Below are 15,877 nucleotides of genomic sequence, written 5' to 3'. Positions count from 1 at the left end.
GCAGCCCGATCGGTGGAAGTGCCGATCGGGCCGCGGTGCGTGGTGGCTCGCGTCAGGCCGCCGCGGCAGCCTTGTCGGTGCGTGCCATGCGGAGCGCGGAGACGAGGAAGAAGACGCCGCCGAGGAAGGCGTACCCGGCGAGGCTGCTCAGCGAGGCGTCGTCGCTGTCGGCCTGCGCGAAGAACGATGCGCTGGCGAGGGTGGAGATGGCGCCGCTGGCGATCATTGCCCACTGGCCTCCCAGTCGACGTCGAAGGGCGCCGACGACGAGCTGGACGACTCCTGCCGTGATGGCCCAGACGCCCCAGACCCGCAGGACGGCGGGGATGCCGGACGTGGCGGCGAAGGCCAGGCCGATGCCGGTCAGCGTGCTCAGTGCGATGTTCACGTACAGGCCTCGTACCGGACCGCCGTTCGCCTTGGCGGAGCGTATGTCGACGATCGCGGCCGCCACGTCGAACAGTGGATAGATGACCAGTAGGGCCGCAGTCGGCGGGCCCAGCTTCGAGGCGGTCGCGAACAGCAGCCCGGCCCACACGGCGGCGAACGCGAAACGCAGGAGGTACAGCTTCCGCAGGGCCGCAGAAGCACGGGGAGGGGCGGAGGTAGAGGCAGGTTCGACGAGGGTGTCCATGGGAGTGCCTTCCTGGGCCGGGGCGATGGGGTGTGGCGGGAGCACGAATATCTCCTTGCGAGGGAGAACGTTCTGTCTTCCTAAGCGAGATGATGCGCGGGATGCGCCTCGACGTCAAGACCGAACGTTCTCCCTCGCGATGCGTAGACTGGGGGCATGACGCGGACCAGCAACGACGGCAGTGGCAAGACTTCGGAAGCGCGCACGCGACTGCTGAACACGGCGACCCGGATCTTCTACGCGGAGGGCATCCACTCCGTCGGCATCGACCGGATCATCGCCGAGGCGCAGGTGACCCGCGCAACGCTCTACCGGCACTTCGCGGGCAAGGAGGACCTCGTCCTGGCCTACCTCGACCAGGCCGACCGGATGATGCGTGGACAGCTCGCCGACGCCCAGGCAGACACCGGCTCGGCCGTCGACGCGGTGCGCGCCGTCGCCAAGGCCATCACCGACGGGATCCGGTCCCAGGGGTTCCGGGGGTGTGCTTTCCTCAATGCGGTGGCCGAGTATCCCGACCCGTCCCATCCGGTCCACCAGGCCGTTCTGCGGCACCGGCAGTGGTTTCTCGACACCGTCACAGACCTGTTGGCGCGTGTGGGCGACACACCCGCAGACGCTGACGCGCGCCACCTGGTCATGTTGAGGGACGGCGCCATGGCGGCGGGCTGCCTCTTCGACCCGGCACTGATCTCCGACACCTTCCTGCGAGGAGTCGAAGGCATCGTGCAGAGCCGCATGCAGGCGCCGGCGCCGGTCGACTGATCTCTCCCGTGTGCCGACCGGCGGGACGGATCGAAGATTGATGTGTCGAAGCCCCGGCTTCGTCTGTCCCCGCGGAGGGGCTACGCCTCTTCGAAACCGTCAGAGGGCTCCGGCCGCGTCGGTGTCGGCGTTCGTGCTGCCGGCGGCTTCGATGTGGGAGACCTGGTCGAGGCCGGCGATGCGGAGGATCCGCATGGTGTTGGCGGGCACGGCGGCCAGGACTATGTCCGCACCGGCGGCGTCGCCGCTGACGTCGTCGGGTTCGAGGACGCCGAAGATGGCGGTGCAGTAACGCGCGTCACTGCCGGTGTACCGCTCGTTCAGCACGGTGTTGAGCGTGGTCAGCGCGGCGGCCGGGTCGGATCGTGCAGGGCGGGGGAACAGGTCGTAGAAGTCGCCGCCGCGCTGGTCGGGGGAGGCGGTGTGGTAGTACGAGGCCGATGCCATGCCGGGAACCGTGGGGAGCGAGGTGGGCAGCAGGCTCTGCTGGAGCGCGGCAAGTGCCTCCTGCAGCCGCGCCCGGTCGGCCTCCGCCTGCTTGCGTGCTGCCTCCGCTTCTTGCTGGCGGCGCAGTAGTTCCTCTCGTAGGCGCGGCGGTCCCGAGCGTCGAAGAGGGTGGTACGGATGAGCAGCGGTTCGCCCTCGCTGCTGAACTTCACCGCAGAGGAGGCCAGGACGGGCATCCGTGTGCCGTCGGTGGCCTTGATCTCGAGCGCGATGCCGCTGAGCTCGCCCTGCATACGCAGCAGCGGGGCGAAGTGTGTCTCGTGGTACAGCTTGCCGCCCACGGTGAGCAGGTCGGGGAACCGCAACCGCCCCACCACGGCCTGCCGGTCCAGGCCGAGCCAGCCCAGCAGCGTTGTGTTGATCTTCGCGATGGTGCCGTCCATCAGCGTGGAGAGGTAGCCGCACGGAGCGGTCTCGTAGAGTTCCTCCGACTTAGACGCGGGGATGGAGACGAGGTGACGAAGGGGGCGAGGGGCGACGGGTGGTGGACTGCACGGTGGTCTGCAACAGGGAAGACCGTCCGGCCGGTGTGCCGTCCGCCCGGTCCGCGCCGTAGGCGTATCGACGTCACGCCCCACGTAACCTCTTGCTGTGCCAGCTTCCCGCCTGCATCGCGTCGCCGTCCTTGTGCTGGAGGGTGCGAAGCCCCTCGACGTCGGAATCCCCGCGCAGGTGTTCACGACCCGCGCGAGCATGCCGTACGAGGTGCGGGTGTGCGGGGCGACCCCCGGTCTCGTGACCGGTGGTGATGGCCTCGCGTACTCCGTCGCCCACGGGCTCGACGCGCTTGCGTGGGCCGACATCGTCTTCGTCCCCGGCTACCGGTTCCCGGACCGCGACGACCCGCCGCAGGCCGTCGTCGAGGCGCTGATCGCCGCCCACGACCGGGGCGCGCGGCTCGCCGCCATCTCGACGGGCGCCTTCGCGCTCGCCGCCACCGGCCTGCTCGACGGCAGACGCGCCACGACGCACTGGCACTACACACGGGCGCTCATGGCCAGACACCCGCTCGTCCAGGTCGACGAGAACGTGCTGTTCGTCGACGAGGGCAACGTGCTCACCTCGGCGGGCGCCGCCTCCGGCATCGACCTGTGCCTGCACATTCTGCGCGGCGACCTCGGAGTGGCCGCGTCCAACCACGCGGCCCGGCGGCTGGTCGCGGCCCCCTACCGCAGCGGTGGCCAGGCCCAGTACGTGCCGCGCAGCGTCCCCGAGCCGCTGGGCGAGCGGTTCGCCGCCACCCGAGAGTGGGCGCTCCACCGGCTCGGCGAGCCCCTCACCCTCGACACACTGGCGCGGCAGGCGGGGGTCTCGCCGCGCACGTTCTCCCGGCGCTTCGTCGAGGAGACCGGCTGCACGCCGATGCAGTGGGTGATGCGAGCCCGCATCGACCTGGCCCGCGAACTGCTCGAACGCTCGCAGCGCAGCGTCGAACAGATCGCCGCCGACATCGGGCTCGGCACCGGCGCGAACCTGCGCCTGCACTTCCAGCGCATCCTCGGCACCACACCGAGCGAGTACCGGCGCACCTTCACCCGCGGCGAGTAACCCGGCCGGCACCGCGTGGCGAAAGCGGTGGCGGGATCCCCGGTGGCGGGATCCTTTTGAACGCTGGCGATCGCGCCACTGTCAGCGGCGCCGGCTGCGGGCGAGCCTGGTGGGGAAGGGAAGGGACATCACTCATGACTCGCATCGCCATCAACGGATTCGGCCGCATCGGACGCAACGTGCTGCGCGCGCTGCTGGAGCGCGACAGCACCCTTGAGGTCGTCGCCGTCAACGACCTGACGGAGCCCGCCACGCTCGCCCGGCTGCTCGCCTACGACAGCACGGCCGGCCGGCTCGGGCGCCCGGTGACCGTCGACGGGGACACCCTCGTCGTCGACGGCCGCCGGATCACGGTGCTGGCCGAGCGCGAACCCGCGCAGCTGCCGTGGGCCGAACTCGGCGTCGACATCGTCCTGGAGGCAACCGGTCGCTTCACCTCGGCCAAGGCCGCCCGCGCCCACCTCGACGCGGGCGCGAGGAAGGTACTCGTCAGCGCGCCGTCGGACGGCGCCGACGTCACGCTCGCGTTCGGGGTCAACACCGATGCTTACGAGCCGGCCGTGCACACGATCGTCTCGAACGCCTCCTGCACCACCAACGCGCTCGCGCCGTTGGCCAAGGTGCTCGACGACCTCGCCGGTATCGAGCACGGGTTCATGACGACGGTGCACGCCTATACGCAGGAGCAGAACCTGCAGGACGGTCCGCACCGCGATGCCCGTCGCGCCCGGGCCGCCGGCGTCAACATCGTGCCGACCACGACCGGCGCCGCCAAGGCGATCGGCCTGGTGCTGCCGAACCTCGACGGCAAGCTGTCGGGCGACTCGATCCGCGTACCGGTGCCGGTGGGCTCGATCGTCGAACTCAACACGACCGTCGCCCGCGACGTGAGCCGCGACGATGTGCTGGCGGCGTACCGCGACGCGGCGGAGGGGCCGCTCGCCGGCATCCTTGAGTACTCGGACGACCCGCTCGTGTCGTCCGACATCACGGGCAATCCCGCTTCGTCGATCTTCGACTCGGCCCTCACCCGTGTCGACGGCCGCCACGTCAAGGTGGTCGCGTGGTACGACAACGAGTGGGGCTTCTCGAACCGCGTGATCGACACGCTCGAGTTCCTCGCCACCCGCTGACGGGACGCGCGGCTTCCTTGGGGCGCTGTGGTCGACCGGCCGGGCCCACCACAGCGCCCAGTCACGGAAGCGGGTACGTTCGGCTTCAGGAGCGCGCGGGGGCGGACTGCCGTGGCCGGTCAAGGTACGCTTCGAGGGCCCGGGGCCTGGTCAAGCCCCAGTCCCGCTCATCGTCCCGTTCGGCGCCCGTGCCGCCGCCGAGTTCGGAGTTCCGGCAGTGCTTTTCGACGTCACCCGCGGCGAACTCGCCGACATCTTCGGCGAGGACCGGCTCGTGACCCTGCCCGCCACCGCGTTCCCGCCCTCCACCGCGGACACCGAGGGCGCCTGCCTCTTGCAGACCGTCGGCGTCCCCACCGGGACGCTTCTGCTGCGTGAGCCCGACGAGGGCGACGGCCGGCTGCCTCTCGTCCAGGACGTCGTCCACATCGAGGACTTCGAGGACGCCCCGCAGGACGCGGGCGAATGGCCCGTCATCGGCTGGCTGTTCAACGCCCACCTCGCCCTCGACCCCGGTTCCGGCAAGGTGCATGCCTTCGACGCCGACGAGGATGCCGTGCAGGAACTCCACACGGATGTCTCCTCCCTCGTCCAGGTCACCCGCCGGTTCCAGCGCCTGCTGGAGCAGTTCACCTTCAGCGGCGACGACGGCGACGAGGACGCAGACTTCGAGCGGCTGGAGCGCGAGGTCGAGCATATCCGTCAGGAGACGAACAGCGTGGACCCGCTGCCCTTCCAGGACGACGAAACCGCCTGGTCGGTGGTCGGCGAAGAGATCGCCGCAGGGCAACGCTTCACGGGCGACAGCCCGGGAGCCCGCTCGCTCTACGGGTGACCGCCGGCCGATGTGCCCACTCTGACCCCGGTCGCTCGAAGGCGAATTCGGCCGGCGCGCAAGCACTGCAACTGATGACGGGGAGGCTCGGTGGAAATCGCGGCGTTGATCGTGTCGTTGGTGGCGCTCGGCGTGTCCGGAGCGGTGTCCTGGCGGCAGTTACGGCTCTCGCAGCACGCCAACACACTGCCGGTGGTCGTGGATCTGTTTCGGGAACACCGGACTCTGCGGCTGGCCCGGGCGCGGTCGTTCGTGCACGAGGAGCTGCCCGCCTCCTGACGCAGCCTGTCTCGCCACTTCCTCCTCAGACGTCCCCCGCCACACGTTCGGGTGTTGGCTCCGGCGGGGTCGGGCGGCGGTGCAGGAGGCCGAAGCGGGCCCAGGCCGCCTCGGCCTGTTCGACCGACGCGCTGGTGCGGGCCGGGTCGACCGCGGCGAGCTGGGCGACCAGAGCTTGCACCACCGCCATGCCCGCGGTGAGGGAGGGGAAGAAGGCCACGCCCTCCGCCGGCACCATCAGCACACGCTCGGCCGCCTCGGCCAGGGCCGGGCTCGCCGCGTCGGTGACCGCGAACACCCGGGCCCCCTTGGAGCGCGCCTCGTCGGCGGCGAGGATGGTGCTCTCGTAGAGCCGCCAGAAGCTGATGGCGATCAGTACGTCGTCGGCGCGCATCGTCGCCACGGTGTTGGCGAGTTCGGCGTCCCCGTGGGTCACCGACACCACCTCGTACCCGGCGATCCGGGCGTTGTGGGACAGCGCCATGCCCACGGCGGCATAGCTGCCGTCCGCGATCACCACGGTCCGGCGGGCCGCGGCGACTGCCTCGGCGATGGTGCGGATCGCTTCCTCATCGAAGCGCCGGGTGAGCAGAGCGAGGCTGTCCAGGTCGCGCCGTAGTGAGGCCGCGGACGGTGCGGCGACGCTGCGGTGTTCCGCCGCCACCTGGGGTGCGCTGAGCGAGGACAGGTACCGGGCCCGCAGCTCCTGCTGGAGGGCCGGCCAGCCGGCGAAGCCCAGGGCCTGCGCGGTTCTGGTCACGGTGGCGACGTTGACGCCTGCCAGCTGTGCGAGCTCCACGGTCGAGGCGTACGAGGCCCGGCGCGGTTGCGACAACAGCACCTCGACGACCGCGGCGGCCTTGGGACTCAGCCCCCGGTCGGGCATGTGTGCCCGCAGCCAGTCCTCGAAACCGTCCGCGGCGCGGGCTTGCTGCGCGGCGGCGGCTCCGCTGGTCGCCGACTCTGTCACATGACCCTCCCCATGACTCGGGCTTCACGCTAGCGCGATCTCCTCAGGGTGCCTCAGGGCCCCAGGGTGAGGTGCATTGCCGCGTGGCTCTGCAAAGAGTATTGCGTATCGCAGAAAATGCAGGTTACTTTGCTCGCCGTCTCATCGCTGCTGATCACCGGAAGGTGTGGCATGTCGCTGCTGGCACGACTGGACCGGCTCCCGCTGAGCCGCCCGCACTACTACCTGCTGTTGATCGGCGGCCTGGGCTACACCTTCGACGGCATGGACTCGGCCGTGGTCGCCTTCCTGCTCCCGAGCGCGCAGGCGGCCTGGAGCCTGGACAACGGTCAGCTCGGGCTGATCGGCTCGGCGGCCCCCTTCGGGTTCCTGTTCGGCGCGGTGGCCGCCGGACTGCTCGGCGACCGCATCGGCCGCAAGAAGGTCATGATGTACGCCCTGGCCTTCTACGTGGCGTTCTCCGTCGTCGCCGCGGTCGCACCGACGTACGAGATCTTCCTGCCAGCCCGGGTGCTCGCCGGCGCCGGGGCGGGCGCGGAGAGCGCGATCATCGCCCCGTTCCTGTCCGAGTTCGTTCCTGCGAACCGACGCGGATGGTTCGTCGGCGCACTGGCCGGGTTCTTCTCCTTCGGCTTCGTCGCCGCCGCACTGCTCGGACGGTTCGTCGTCCCCACCATGCCCGAGGGATGGCGAGTTGCGCAGCTCATCACGGCGTTGCCGATCGTGATGCTGCTGTGGTGGCGCCGCTCCCTGCCCGAGTCACCCCGGTTCCTGGTCGCCAACGGCCGTCACACCGAGGCCGAGGGAATCGTCGCCGATCTGGAACGACGGGTCGAGGCAGCCACCGGCCGGCCGCTGCCCCCGGTGGCCGAGGCCGCGACCGGGCCCGCAACGGTCACGCCCAAGGTCAATCTGCTCAGCGCGCTGAAGTTCCTGTGGAGCCCGGCGATGGCCCGTCGTACCGCGATCATCTGGCTGATCTGGTTCGTGGTCACGTTCTCGTACTACGGGTTCTTCTCCTGGATTCCCACACTGCTCGTGCAGCGCGGGATCACCGTGACCAAGAGCTTCGAATTCTCGATCATCATCTACCTGGCCCAGGTCCCCGGTTACTTCTCGGCCGCGTGGCTGTCCGAACGGCTGGACCGCAAGAACACCATCGCGCTCTACCTGGCAGGCTCGGCCCTCAGTGCGTTCTGGCTGAGCCGGATGGACGACCCCGTGATGATCACGCTGGCCGGCGCGGTGCTGTCGTTCTTCCTCAACGGCACCTACGCGGGCGTGTACTCCTACACCCCCGAGGTCTTCCCGACCTGGATCCGGGCCAGCGGCACCGGCCTGTCCAGCGCCTTCGGCCGGATCGGCAGCATCCTCGCCCCGACCATCATCGGTCTGTCCGCCGCGTCCCTCGGCTTCGCCGGCGTGTTCGGCCTGACCACCGCGGTGCTCGTACTCGGGGTGGTGTGCGTGGTCGTCTTCGGCCTGTCCACGGCCGGCCGTTCGCTGGAGGATCTCACCGAGGGCGGCGAACCCGCCGCGACGGCGAAGGACATGGTGAAGTGAGGTCTCATCAACTCACCACGCAGGGGGGCGAGATGTGCCGTCCCCCGGGCAGCTACGGCGAAGTATCCGATTCCGTCGCGCCCAGGGTGCGGGCTCCACTCGTGGTGCCTGCCCCGCGCGCCCTTGTCGACCAGGCCGGAGGCCGAACATGACCGATTCCCTGCTGCTGCGCAACGCCACACTGCTCGATGTCGTCAGCGGTGAGTACACCGAGGGCGACCTCCGCTGCGCCGACGGTCGGATCGTGGAGGCGGGGGCAGGGCTGAAGGCGCCCGATGCCCGGACCCTCGATCTGGGCGGCGCTGTGGTCATGCCCGGCCTGATCGACGCCCACGTACACGTCACCGCACTCACCGCGGGGCTGGGCGAGCTGCCCTCCCTGTCGCCGTCCTACGTGGCCGCGCACAGCGCACGGATCATGGGGCAGATGCTGGACCGCGGCTTCACCACCGTCCGCGATGCCTCCGGCGCCGACTACGGCCTGGCCGACGCACAGGCCGAAGGCCTCATCCGCGGGCCTCGACTGCTGTTCTGCGGACGGGCGTTGAGCCAGACCGGCGGGCACGGGGACGTACGGGGCCGCGGTACGCACCGGAGCGACGACCACCCCTGCTGCGCGGGGCTCGGCCGGGTCGCCGACGGCGTCGACGCGGTACGGGCCGCCGCACGCGACGAGCTTCGCAAGGGCGCCCACCACATCAAGGTGATGGCCTCCGGCGGCGTCGCCTCGCCCACCGACCGCATCGACTCCACCCAGTACTCCGACGACGAACTGCGGGCCATCGTCGAGGAGGCGCGGGCCGCCAACCGCTACGTGGCCGCTCACGCCTACACCGCGCGCGCCATCAACCGGGCCCTGGAGGCGGGCATCCGGTCCATCGAGCACGGCAATCTGCTCGACGACCGCAGTGTGGAACTGTTGGTGGCGCACGACGCGTACCTGGTACCGACGCTGGTCACGTACTGGGCGTTGAAGGAGGAAGGCCGGGAGCACGGACTGCCGGAGTCCAGCTGGCGCAAGGTGGACGAGGTACTGGGCGCCGGCCTCGCCGCCCTGGAGCGTGCCGCGCGGGGCGGGGTGAACCTGGTCTACGGCACAGACCTGCTCGGCGGCATGCACCGGCACCAGAACGAGGAGTTCCGGCTGCGCGCACAGGTGCAGGACCCGATCGACGCCATCCGGGCAGCCACGGCGAACGCGGCCGGACTCGTCAACATGACCGGCCGGATCGGGACCCTCGAACCGGGAGCCCACGCCGACCTCCTCGTCCTCGACGGCGACCCGCTGACCGACATCGGTGTCCTGGCCGACCCCAAGCACATCCGCCACGTCGTGCAGGGCGGCGAGGTGGTCAGCCGGTGACCGGTGTGACGGTAAGGGGGCAAGGGGCGTCCGAGGTGCATGGAGCGATGCGTGTGCCCCGCCCGTATCTCTTGCGCCCCCGCGACCGGGTCACCTCACTCACATGCGTCCGCAGTGTCCTGTGCGGCGGCTTTAACGATCCTTGATCGGATGTGGAGACGCCTCTGTAATGCTCGGTTCGTACGGTCACCAGGAGCGACATCGGACCGAGCAGAGGGAGGCGCCCGTGGCCGCGCCGCGTTCGCGGAGTGACGACACGACGAAGGTGCGGACGGTCTGCTCGTACTGCGGGGTGGGCTGTGGCATGGTCCTCGACGTCGGCAGGGGAACGGACGGACGGCGTACGGTCCTGAAGGCGACCGGGGACAAGGAGCACCCGGCGAACTTCGGCCGCCTCTGCACCAAGGGCGCGACCACCGCGGACATGCTCGCCGCTCCGGGGCGGCTGACCGGTGCCCTCGTCCGCCCGGACCGCGGAGCGGAGCCGCAGCCCACGCCCATGGCGGCCGCCGTCGCCGAGACCGCTCGCCGACTGCGCACGATCATCGACGAGCACGGCCCGGACGCGGTCGCCCTGTACGTCTCCGGACAGATGAGTCTGGAGGCGCAATACCTGGCGAACAAGCTGGCCAAGGGCTATGTGCGGACCAACCGGATCGAGTCCAACTCCCGGCTGTGCATGGCCAGTGCCGGCACCGGCTACAAACTGTCGCTGGGCGCGGACGGCCCGCCCGGCTCGTACCAGGACTTCGAACGGGCCGACGTGTTCTTCGTCATCGGTTCCAACATGGCCGACTGCCACCCGATCCTCTTCCTGCGGATGATGGACCGGGTGAAGTCGGCGGGCGCCAAGCTGATCGTCGTCGACCCGCGGCGCACTGCCACCGCAGCCAAGGCCGATCTGTTCCTGCAGATCAAACCGGGTACGGACCTCGCACTGCTCAACGGGCTCCTGCACCTGCTGCACGCGAACGGCGACACCGACGCCGAATTCATCGCCGCGCACACCGACGGCTGGGAGGCGATGCCCGCCTTCCTCGCCGACTACCCGCCCGCCACCGTCGCCGGGATCACCGGCATCCCGGAGGGCGACATCCGGCAGGCGGCGCGGCTGATCGGTGCGGCGGGGGAGTGGATGAGCTGCTGGACGATGGGCCTGAACCAGTCCACGCACGGCACCTGGAACACCAACGCGTTGGTGAACCTCCACCTCGCTACCGGCAAGATATGCCGGCCGGGCAGTGGCCCCTTCTCCCTCACCGGCCAGCCCAACGCCATGGGCGGCCGGGAGATGGGGTACATGGGGCCAGGGCTGCCCGGACAGCGGTCGGTGCTCTCCGACGCGGACCGAGCTTTCACCGAGGAGCTGTGGGAGCTGCCTCCGGGCACGCTGCGGGCCGACGGCGTCGGCCGGGGCACCGTCGAGATGTTCCAGAAGATGGCCGACGGCGACATCAAAGCCTGCTGGATCATCTGCACCAACCCGGTCGCCTCCGTCGCCAACCGCAAGACGGTCATCGAGGGCCTGGAGGCCGCCGAGTTCGTCGTCACCCAGGACGTGTTCGCCGAGACGGAGACCAACGCGTACGCGGATGTCGTACTCCCCGGCGCGTTGTGGACCGAGTCCGAGGGCGTACTGATCAACAGTGAGCGCAGCCTCACCCTCGCGCGACCCGCCGCCGATCCGCCCGGCGACGCGATGGCCGACTGGCGGATCATCGCCGCCGTGGCCCGCGCGATGGGGTACGAGAAGGGTTTCGCGTATGACAGCGCCGAGGAGATCTTCGAGGAGATCAAGCGCGCCTGGAACCCGGCGACCGGCTGGGACCTGCGCGGTGTGAGCTACGAGCGGCTGCGCACCACTCCGGTGCAGTGGCCGGCGGCAAGCCCGGAGGGGCCCGACCGCAACCCGATCCGTTATGTCGGTGCGGACGGCTCGCCGGCCTTCCCGACCGCGAGCGGCCGCGCGGCCTTCTACGCCCGCCCGCACATCCCGGCGGCGGAGATGCCCGACGACGACTACCCGTACGTGCTGAACACGGGCCGCCTGCAACACCAGTGGCACACGCTGACCAAGACGGGCAAGGTGGGCAAGCTGAACAAGCTCGACCCCGGCCCGTTCGTGGAGGTGCACCCGCAGGACGCGGCTGGGCTGGGCCTCGGCGAGGGGGACTCGGTGGAGGTCGCTTCGCGGCGCGGGCGGGCGGTGCTGCCCGCTGTTGTCACCGATCGCGTACGGCCGGGCTGCTGCTTCGCGCCCTTCCACTGGAACGACCTGTTCGGGGAATACCTGAGCGTCAACGCGGTGACCAGCGACGCAGTCGATCCGTTGTCGTTCCAGCCGGAGTTCAAGGTGTCCGCGGTGTCGCTGACCAAGGTGGCCGCACAGGGGGCGGTGCGGCCACCGGCCCTGGCGGGCGCAGGAACGACGGAAGGGACGGCGGCAGCGGTGGGGACCGCGGTGGGAGCGGCGGAAAGGGCGGGGGACGGCGACAGGAGCACCGCTCCTCTTTCCGCCCTGCTCGGGCTGGAAACCGTGCCGCCACCGGCCCTGCCCGAGGCCGAACGCCGTTACCTGTACGGCTTTCTTACGGGTATTCCGCTCGGCGACGCGGGCGTACCGGTGCTGCCGCCGGACGCTCCCCTCAGTCCGGAGCACTACCTGTGGGTGAACGGCGTGCTGGCCGGAATGTACTCACGGACCCAGGCTCCGCACTCCACCGCGCACGTTGCCGTTGGGGCACAGCGCCCCGCCGCCCCGTCCTTGGACACCCCGCACCGCCAGGTCGTGATCCTGTGGGCGTCGCAGACCGGTAACGCGGAGGACTTCGCGACCGCCACGGCCGACCGGCTCACCGCGGCCGGCCACTCCGCCTCCCTTCTGCCCATGGCGGAGGCCGACCCCACCGCGCTGCCGCCCGATGCCGACCTGCTGCTGGTCACGAGCACCTTCGGCGACGGCGAAGCTCCGGACAACGGTGCCGCGTTCTGGGACGCCCTCGCCTCGCCCGACGCGCCGCGCCTGCGGGGCAGACGCTACGCGGTCCTGGCCTTCGGCGACTCCTCCTACGACGACTTCTGCGGCCACGGCCGCCGCCTCGACGATCGTATGGCGGAGCTGGACGCGGTACGGCTGGCCCCGCGCACCGATTGCGAACCGGACTACGAGAGCGCGGCCGGTGCCTGGCTCGACGGGGTACTCGGCGCATTGCGGGACACCCAGCCGCCGGCACCCGGACCTGAAGCCCCCACCGGACGGAAAGCACCCGGACCGGAACCCACCGGACCGGAAACAACCCCCTCCGCTCCGGTGGGTTCCCGGCCGGGCGCCCGCCGCCCTGCCCTCGTCACCGCTCGCCTCGCCGGCAACCGCCTGCTGAGTCTGCCCGGTGCGGGCAAGGAGGTACGGCGCTTCACCCTCGACACCCGGGACAGTGACACCCCGCTGGGCTACGAAGCCGGGGACGCGCTGGCGGTGCACCCGCTCAACCGGGCGGAACTCGTGACGGAGTGGCTGGCCGTCACCGGGCTGGACGCGGACGCGGCCGTCGAGCTCAAGACCGTCGGAGAGGTGCCGTTCGCCGAGGTGCTGCTGCGTCATGTCGACATCACCCGCATCACGCCCGACCTGCTGCGCTTCGCGGCGGACCGGGTCCGCAACCCACGCGAGCTGCGCAAGCTGCTGCGGCCCGACAACAAGGGCGAGCTGGCGAAGTGGTCCTGGGGGCGACAGGCCGTCGACGTCGTCGCCGAGTTCGGTGTCAGGGCCGGCGCACAGGAGTGGGCCGATGTGCTGGGACGCCTGCAACCTCGCCTGTACTCCATATCCTCCAGCCCGCTCACCGACCCTCACCTGGTGTCGCTGACGGTCTCCGTCGTCCGCTACGAGAACCTGAGCGGCCACCCCCGCCATGGCGTGTGCTCGCCCTTCCTCGCCGATGCCGAGCCCGATGCCCCGGTCCCGGTACGCGTGCGGCGGGCGCCGCACTTCCGCCCGCCCGCCGACCCCGCCACGCCGGCGGTGATGGTGGGCCCCGGCACCGGCATAGCGCCCTTCATCGGCTTCCTGGAGGAGCGCCGGGCCCGCGGCCATCGCGCCCCGAACTGGCTGTTCTTCGGTGAGCAGCACCGTGCGACGGACTTCTACTACGAACAGGAGCTGAGCGCGTTCCTCGCCGAGGGCACACTCACCCGCCTGGACACCGCCTTCTCCCGGGACGAGCGCGCCAAGGTCTACGTCCAGGACCGGATGCGCGAAAACGGACCGCTGCTGTGGTCCTGGCTGCGGGACGGCGCACACTTCTACGTCTGCGGCGACGCCGCCCGCATGGCCAAGGACGTCGACCGGGCCCTGCGGGAGATCGTCACCGTCCATGGTGGCCTGGCGGAGGCCGAGGCAGCGGCGTACGTCAAACAGCTCGCTGCCGACAAGCGCTACGTACGGGACGTGTACTGACCACTGTTTCCTCTGGCGCGCCCGCGGCTTCTCCGCCGCGTCATCCGGCGGAGAGCGAGACCTCCGTCGACTTGAACAGGACGGTGACGTCGGAGCCCTGGGTGAGGGCGAGGTCGGTGACCGCGTCCTTGGTGATCACGGCGGTCAGTTCGGCGCTGCCGACCGAGACCCTGACCGTGGCCATGGCTTCGCCCGGAGTGACGGAGGTGACGGTGCCGGGGATCTGATTGCGGATGCTCAGGCTCATGACGGGACGCCTCGCAGAGTGTGGAGGCTTGTTGGTTTTTGGGTCGTTACGTGGCCGCCATGGTCCTGTGAGGGTGTTCCTCCGCTCTGCGGCGCCGCTCGATCTGCCGCTCGATGTGCCGCCGTGCGAATCGGCCACGGCAGATCGGCCGATCGGCGCCTCACTCGCTTCATGGGGCTCGCCTACTGTTTGGGGCGTGCCCCAACTCCCCACCTGTGAAGCGGCGTTCGGGCACTGCGGTGCTGTTCTGACGGCACCGGCCGATGACGTAGGAAGGTAGCCTCATGGCCCACCGCCGCGGTGTGTATTTTCTGGCGAACGACGGGTTCCTGGACTACGCCACCGCGTTCCTCAACAGCTTCCGGCACTTCAATCCGACCCTTCCGCTGTGCCTTTTCTCGGTGCTGGAGAACCGTGAGGTACTCGAAGCATGCGACACGGTCGGTACGGCCATCCGCGGCACGCCCCGCGGCCACTTCCGGAAACTGGCCATGTGGGAAGGGCCGTTCGACGAGTTCGCCTACTTCGACTCCGACACCGTCGTGCTGCACAGCGCCGACTTCGTCTTCGACCTCCTCGCCGACTACGGTTTCCTTACCGCCCACGGCAACGACCCCACGACACGCCGGTTCGTATGGAACGACTCGATCGAGGACACCGGAAGGCTGACCGAGGAGCAGATCTCCTTCGCCGGCGCCACCGGCTTCCTCGCCTCCCACAAGGAGTACCTGTCGCTCGCGGACATCGTCGAGCGCTTGCCGGAGATACGTGAGCTCGTGCCGCACATGTGTCCCGGTCTCAACGACCAGCCGGTGCTCAACCACCTCATGGTGACGTCCGGCCATCGCTTCAGCAGCCTCAGCGGTCTGGCGTGGGCAGGAGCGACGGATCTTCCGCTGGAGTGGTGGGGCGGCCATCCGGTCGATGCCGTCGAGGACGGGCAAGCGGCCTGGCCGGACGACCAGCCAGGCGGCCGCTCCCCTCGTCAACCGCGCGCTGTGGCTGCGACAGCCGCACCGGGCCCTGGGAAGGCCCCCGGCTGGCGCTGCCCGCCCCACCGGCACCCGGCTCCACCTACACCCTCCGGCTGTGGGACCGGCTCGCCCCCGGCGAGGCACCCGCCTCGCTCAAGCTCACCATCGAGCGGCACACCTCCGGCACCGTCCGGTACGACACTGTCGTCCCGGACACCCCGGTCACGGCGGGCGACTGGGCCCGGCTCAGCGGCACCTACACCCTCACGCACGAGGCCACCCGACTCGTCCTCTACGCCGAGACGGTCCACGGCACCGCGCCCTTCCACATCGACGACTTCACCATGACCGTGTCCGGCCCCGCGACCGTCTCCGTCGGCCGTGCGAGCCCGTACGGCCTGACCAGCGTGAGTGACGGCGAACTGATCAGGACCGTGCTGCTCAACGCCGCCGGCCGCCCGTACTGCCACTGCGCGCTGGAGACGTACCCCGCCGGCCGGTTCATCGGAGACGAGCTGTGGATCGGGGCCAAGGGCCAGCAGCTCCTGACCGAACTGCTGCGCCGTCGGTAGCCACGTCATGAGCCGAATTCCACCCCCTCCA

13 protein-coding genes and 1 pseudogene are annotated in these 15,877 nt (G+C 70.2%); 9 read left to right on the top strand and 5 right to left on the bottom strand.

Translation table 11 applies throughout. From position 1 onward, the window contains the following. Window positions 1-52: 52 nt before the first annotated feature. On the bottom strand, window positions 53-634 hold the full coding sequence (locus tag ACIGQF_RS08345) for a hypothetical protein (RefSeq protein WP_399707625.1): 582 nt from the start codon (window positions 632-634) through the stop codon (window positions 53-55). Window positions 635-790: 156 nt separating this feature from the next. Between ACIGQF_RS08345 and ACIGQF_RS08340 the strand changes: the two genes are divergently transcribed. Further along, window positions 791-1,399: a TetR/AcrR family transcriptional regulator gene (locus ACIGQF_RS08340; protein WP_399707113.1), complete on the top strand. Its 609-nt coding sequence runs from the start codon at window positions 791-793 to the stop codon at window positions 1,397-1,399. Between the two features lie 240 nt (window positions 1,400-1,639). Here the strand turns inward: ACIGQF_RS08340 and ACIGQF_RS08335 are convergent. After that, a pseudogene (locus tag ACIGQF_RS08335) lies at window positions 1,640-2,352 on the bottom strand (PAS domain-containing protein); the annotation flags it as partial. 145 nt (window positions 2,353-2,497) lie between these two features. On the opposite strand from ACIGQF_RS08335, the gene ACIGQF_RS08330 reads away from it, so the two are divergent. The 4 genes from ACIGQF_RS08330 (at window position 2,498) to ACIGQF_RS08315 (ending at window position 5,701) form a co-directional block, all read left to right on the top strand. After that, on the top strand, window positions 2,498-3,454 hold the full coding sequence (locus ACIGQF_RS08330; protein ID WP_362210427.1) for a helix-turn-helix domain-containing protein: 957 nt from the start codon (window positions 2,498-2,500) through the stop codon (window positions 3,452-3,454). Between the two features lie 134 nt (window positions 3,455-3,588). Continuing rightward, complete coding sequence (gap, locus tag ACIGQF_RS08325; protein WP_399707111.1) at window positions 3,589-4,587, top strand: type I glyceraldehyde-3-phosphate dehydrogenase; 999 nt, start codon at window positions 3,589-3,591, stop codon at window positions 4,585-4,587. 217 nt (window positions 4,588-4,804) lie between these two features. Further along, the gene (locus ACIGQF_RS08320) at window positions 4,805-5,422 is read left to right on the top strand and encodes an SUKH-4 family immunity protein (RefSeq protein WP_399707109.1); all 618 of its coding nucleotides are present in this window, start codon (window positions 4,805-4,807) and stop codon (window positions 5,420-5,422) included. A 90-nt stretch (window positions 5,423-5,512) separates the two neighbouring features. Beyond that, complete coding sequence (locus ACIGQF_RS08315) at window positions 5,513-5,701, top strand: hypothetical protein (RefSeq protein WP_399707107.1); 189 nt, start codon at window positions 5,513-5,515, stop codon at window positions 5,699-5,701. A 25-nt stretch (window positions 5,702-5,726) separates the two neighbouring features. Here the strand turns inward: ACIGQF_RS08315 and ACIGQF_RS08310 are convergent, their stop codons facing one another. Next, a complete protein-coding gene (locus ACIGQF_RS08310; protein ID WP_399707105.1) occupies window positions 5,727-6,671 on the bottom strand; it encodes a MurR/RpiR family transcriptional regulator in 945 nt (314 codons plus the stop codon). 171 nt (window positions 6,672-6,842) lie between these two features. On the opposite strand from ACIGQF_RS08310, the gene ACIGQF_RS08305 reads away from it, so the two are divergent. From ACIGQF_RS08305 to ACIGQF_RS08295, 3 genes are all read left to right on the top strand, one after another. Then, complete coding sequence (locus ACIGQF_RS08305; protein WP_399707104.1) at window positions 6,843-8,234, top strand: MFS transporter; 1,392 nt, start codon at window positions 6,843-6,845, stop codon at window positions 8,232-8,234. 148 nt (window positions 8,235-8,382) lie between these two features. Next, a complete protein-coding gene (locus ACIGQF_RS08300) occupies window positions 8,383-9,597 on the top strand; it encodes an amidohydrolase family protein (RefSeq protein WP_399707102.1) in 1,215 nt (404 codons plus the stop codon). Window positions 9,598-9,901: 304 nt separating this feature from the next. After that, window positions 9,902-14,053: a molybdopterin-dependent oxidoreductase gene (locus ACIGQF_RS08295; RefSeq protein ID WP_399707623.1), complete on the top strand. Its 4,152-nt coding sequence runs from the start codon at window positions 9,902-9,904 to the stop codon at window positions 14,051-14,053. Window positions 14,054-14,093: 40 nt separating this feature from the next. Here the strand turns inward: ACIGQF_RS08295 and ACIGQF_RS08290 are convergent, their stop codons facing one another. Further along, window positions 14,094-14,300 (bottom strand): molybdopterin-binding protein, encoded by a 207-nt coding sequence (locus ACIGQF_RS08290; protein WP_399707100.1) that lies wholly within the window; start codon window positions 14,298-14,300, stop codon window positions 14,094-14,096. Between the two features lie 182 nt (window positions 14,301-14,482). Next, window positions 14,483-15,145, bottom strand: a complete 663-nt coding sequence (locus ACIGQF_RS08285) for a hypothetical protein (protein ID WP_399707098.1) — start codon at window positions 15,143-15,145, stop codon at window positions 14,483-14,485. A 59-nt stretch (window positions 15,146-15,204) separates the two neighbouring features. Here ACIGQF_RS08285 and ACIGQF_RS08280 point away from each other — a divergent pair, with 59 nt between their 5' ends. Continuing rightward, complete coding sequence (locus ACIGQF_RS08280) at window positions 15,205-15,846, top strand: carbohydrate binding domain-containing protein (RefSeq protein WP_399707096.1); 642 nt, start codon at window positions 15,205-15,207, stop codon at window positions 15,844-15,846. Window positions 15,847-15,877 lie beyond the last annotated feature (31 nt).

Origin of the sequence: Streptomyces sp. NPDC053560 (genome assembly GCF_044544605.1) — a bacterium.
GTDB lineage: Bacteria > Actinomycetota > Actinomycetes > Streptomycetales > Streptomycetaceae > Streptomyces.
This window is presented reverse-complemented; position numbering and strand designations above follow the sequence as displayed.

Excerpts from the sequence above, each read along its gene's own strand:
- ACIGQF_RS08340 (WP_399707113.1), top strand. The coding sequence starts at position 791 with ATGACGCGGACCAGCAACGACGGCAGTGGCAAGACTTCGGAAGCGCGC.
- ACIGQF_RS08300 (WP_399707102.1), top strand. The coding sequence starts at position 8,383 with ATGACCGATTCCCTGCTGCTGCGCAACGCCACACTGCTCGATGTCGTC.
- ACIGQF_RS08305 (WP_399707104.1), top strand. The coding sequence starts at position 6,843 with ATGTCGCTGCTGGCACGACTGGACCGGCTCCCGCTGAGCCGCCCGCAC.
- ACIGQF_RS08290 (WP_399707100.1), bottom strand. The coding sequence starts at position 14,300 with ATGAGCCTGAGCATCCGCAATCAGATCCCCGGCACCGTCACCTCCGTC.
- ACIGQF_RS08345 (WP_399707625.1), bottom strand. The coding sequence starts at position 634 with ATGGACACCCTCGTCGAACCTGCCTCTACCTCCGCCCCTCCCCGTGCT.
- ACIGQF_RS08285 (WP_399707098.1), bottom strand. The coding sequence starts at position 15,145 with ATGGCCGGACGTCACCATGAGGTGGTTGAGCACCGGCTGGTCGTTGAG.
- gap (WP_399707111.1), top strand. The coding sequence starts at position 3,589 with ATGACTCGCATCGCCATCAACGGATTCGGCCGCATCGGACGCAACGTG.
- ACIGQF_RS08295 (WP_399707623.1), top strand. The coding sequence starts at position 9,902 with ATGGTCCTCGACGTCGGCAGGGGAACGGACGGACGGCGTACGGTCCTG.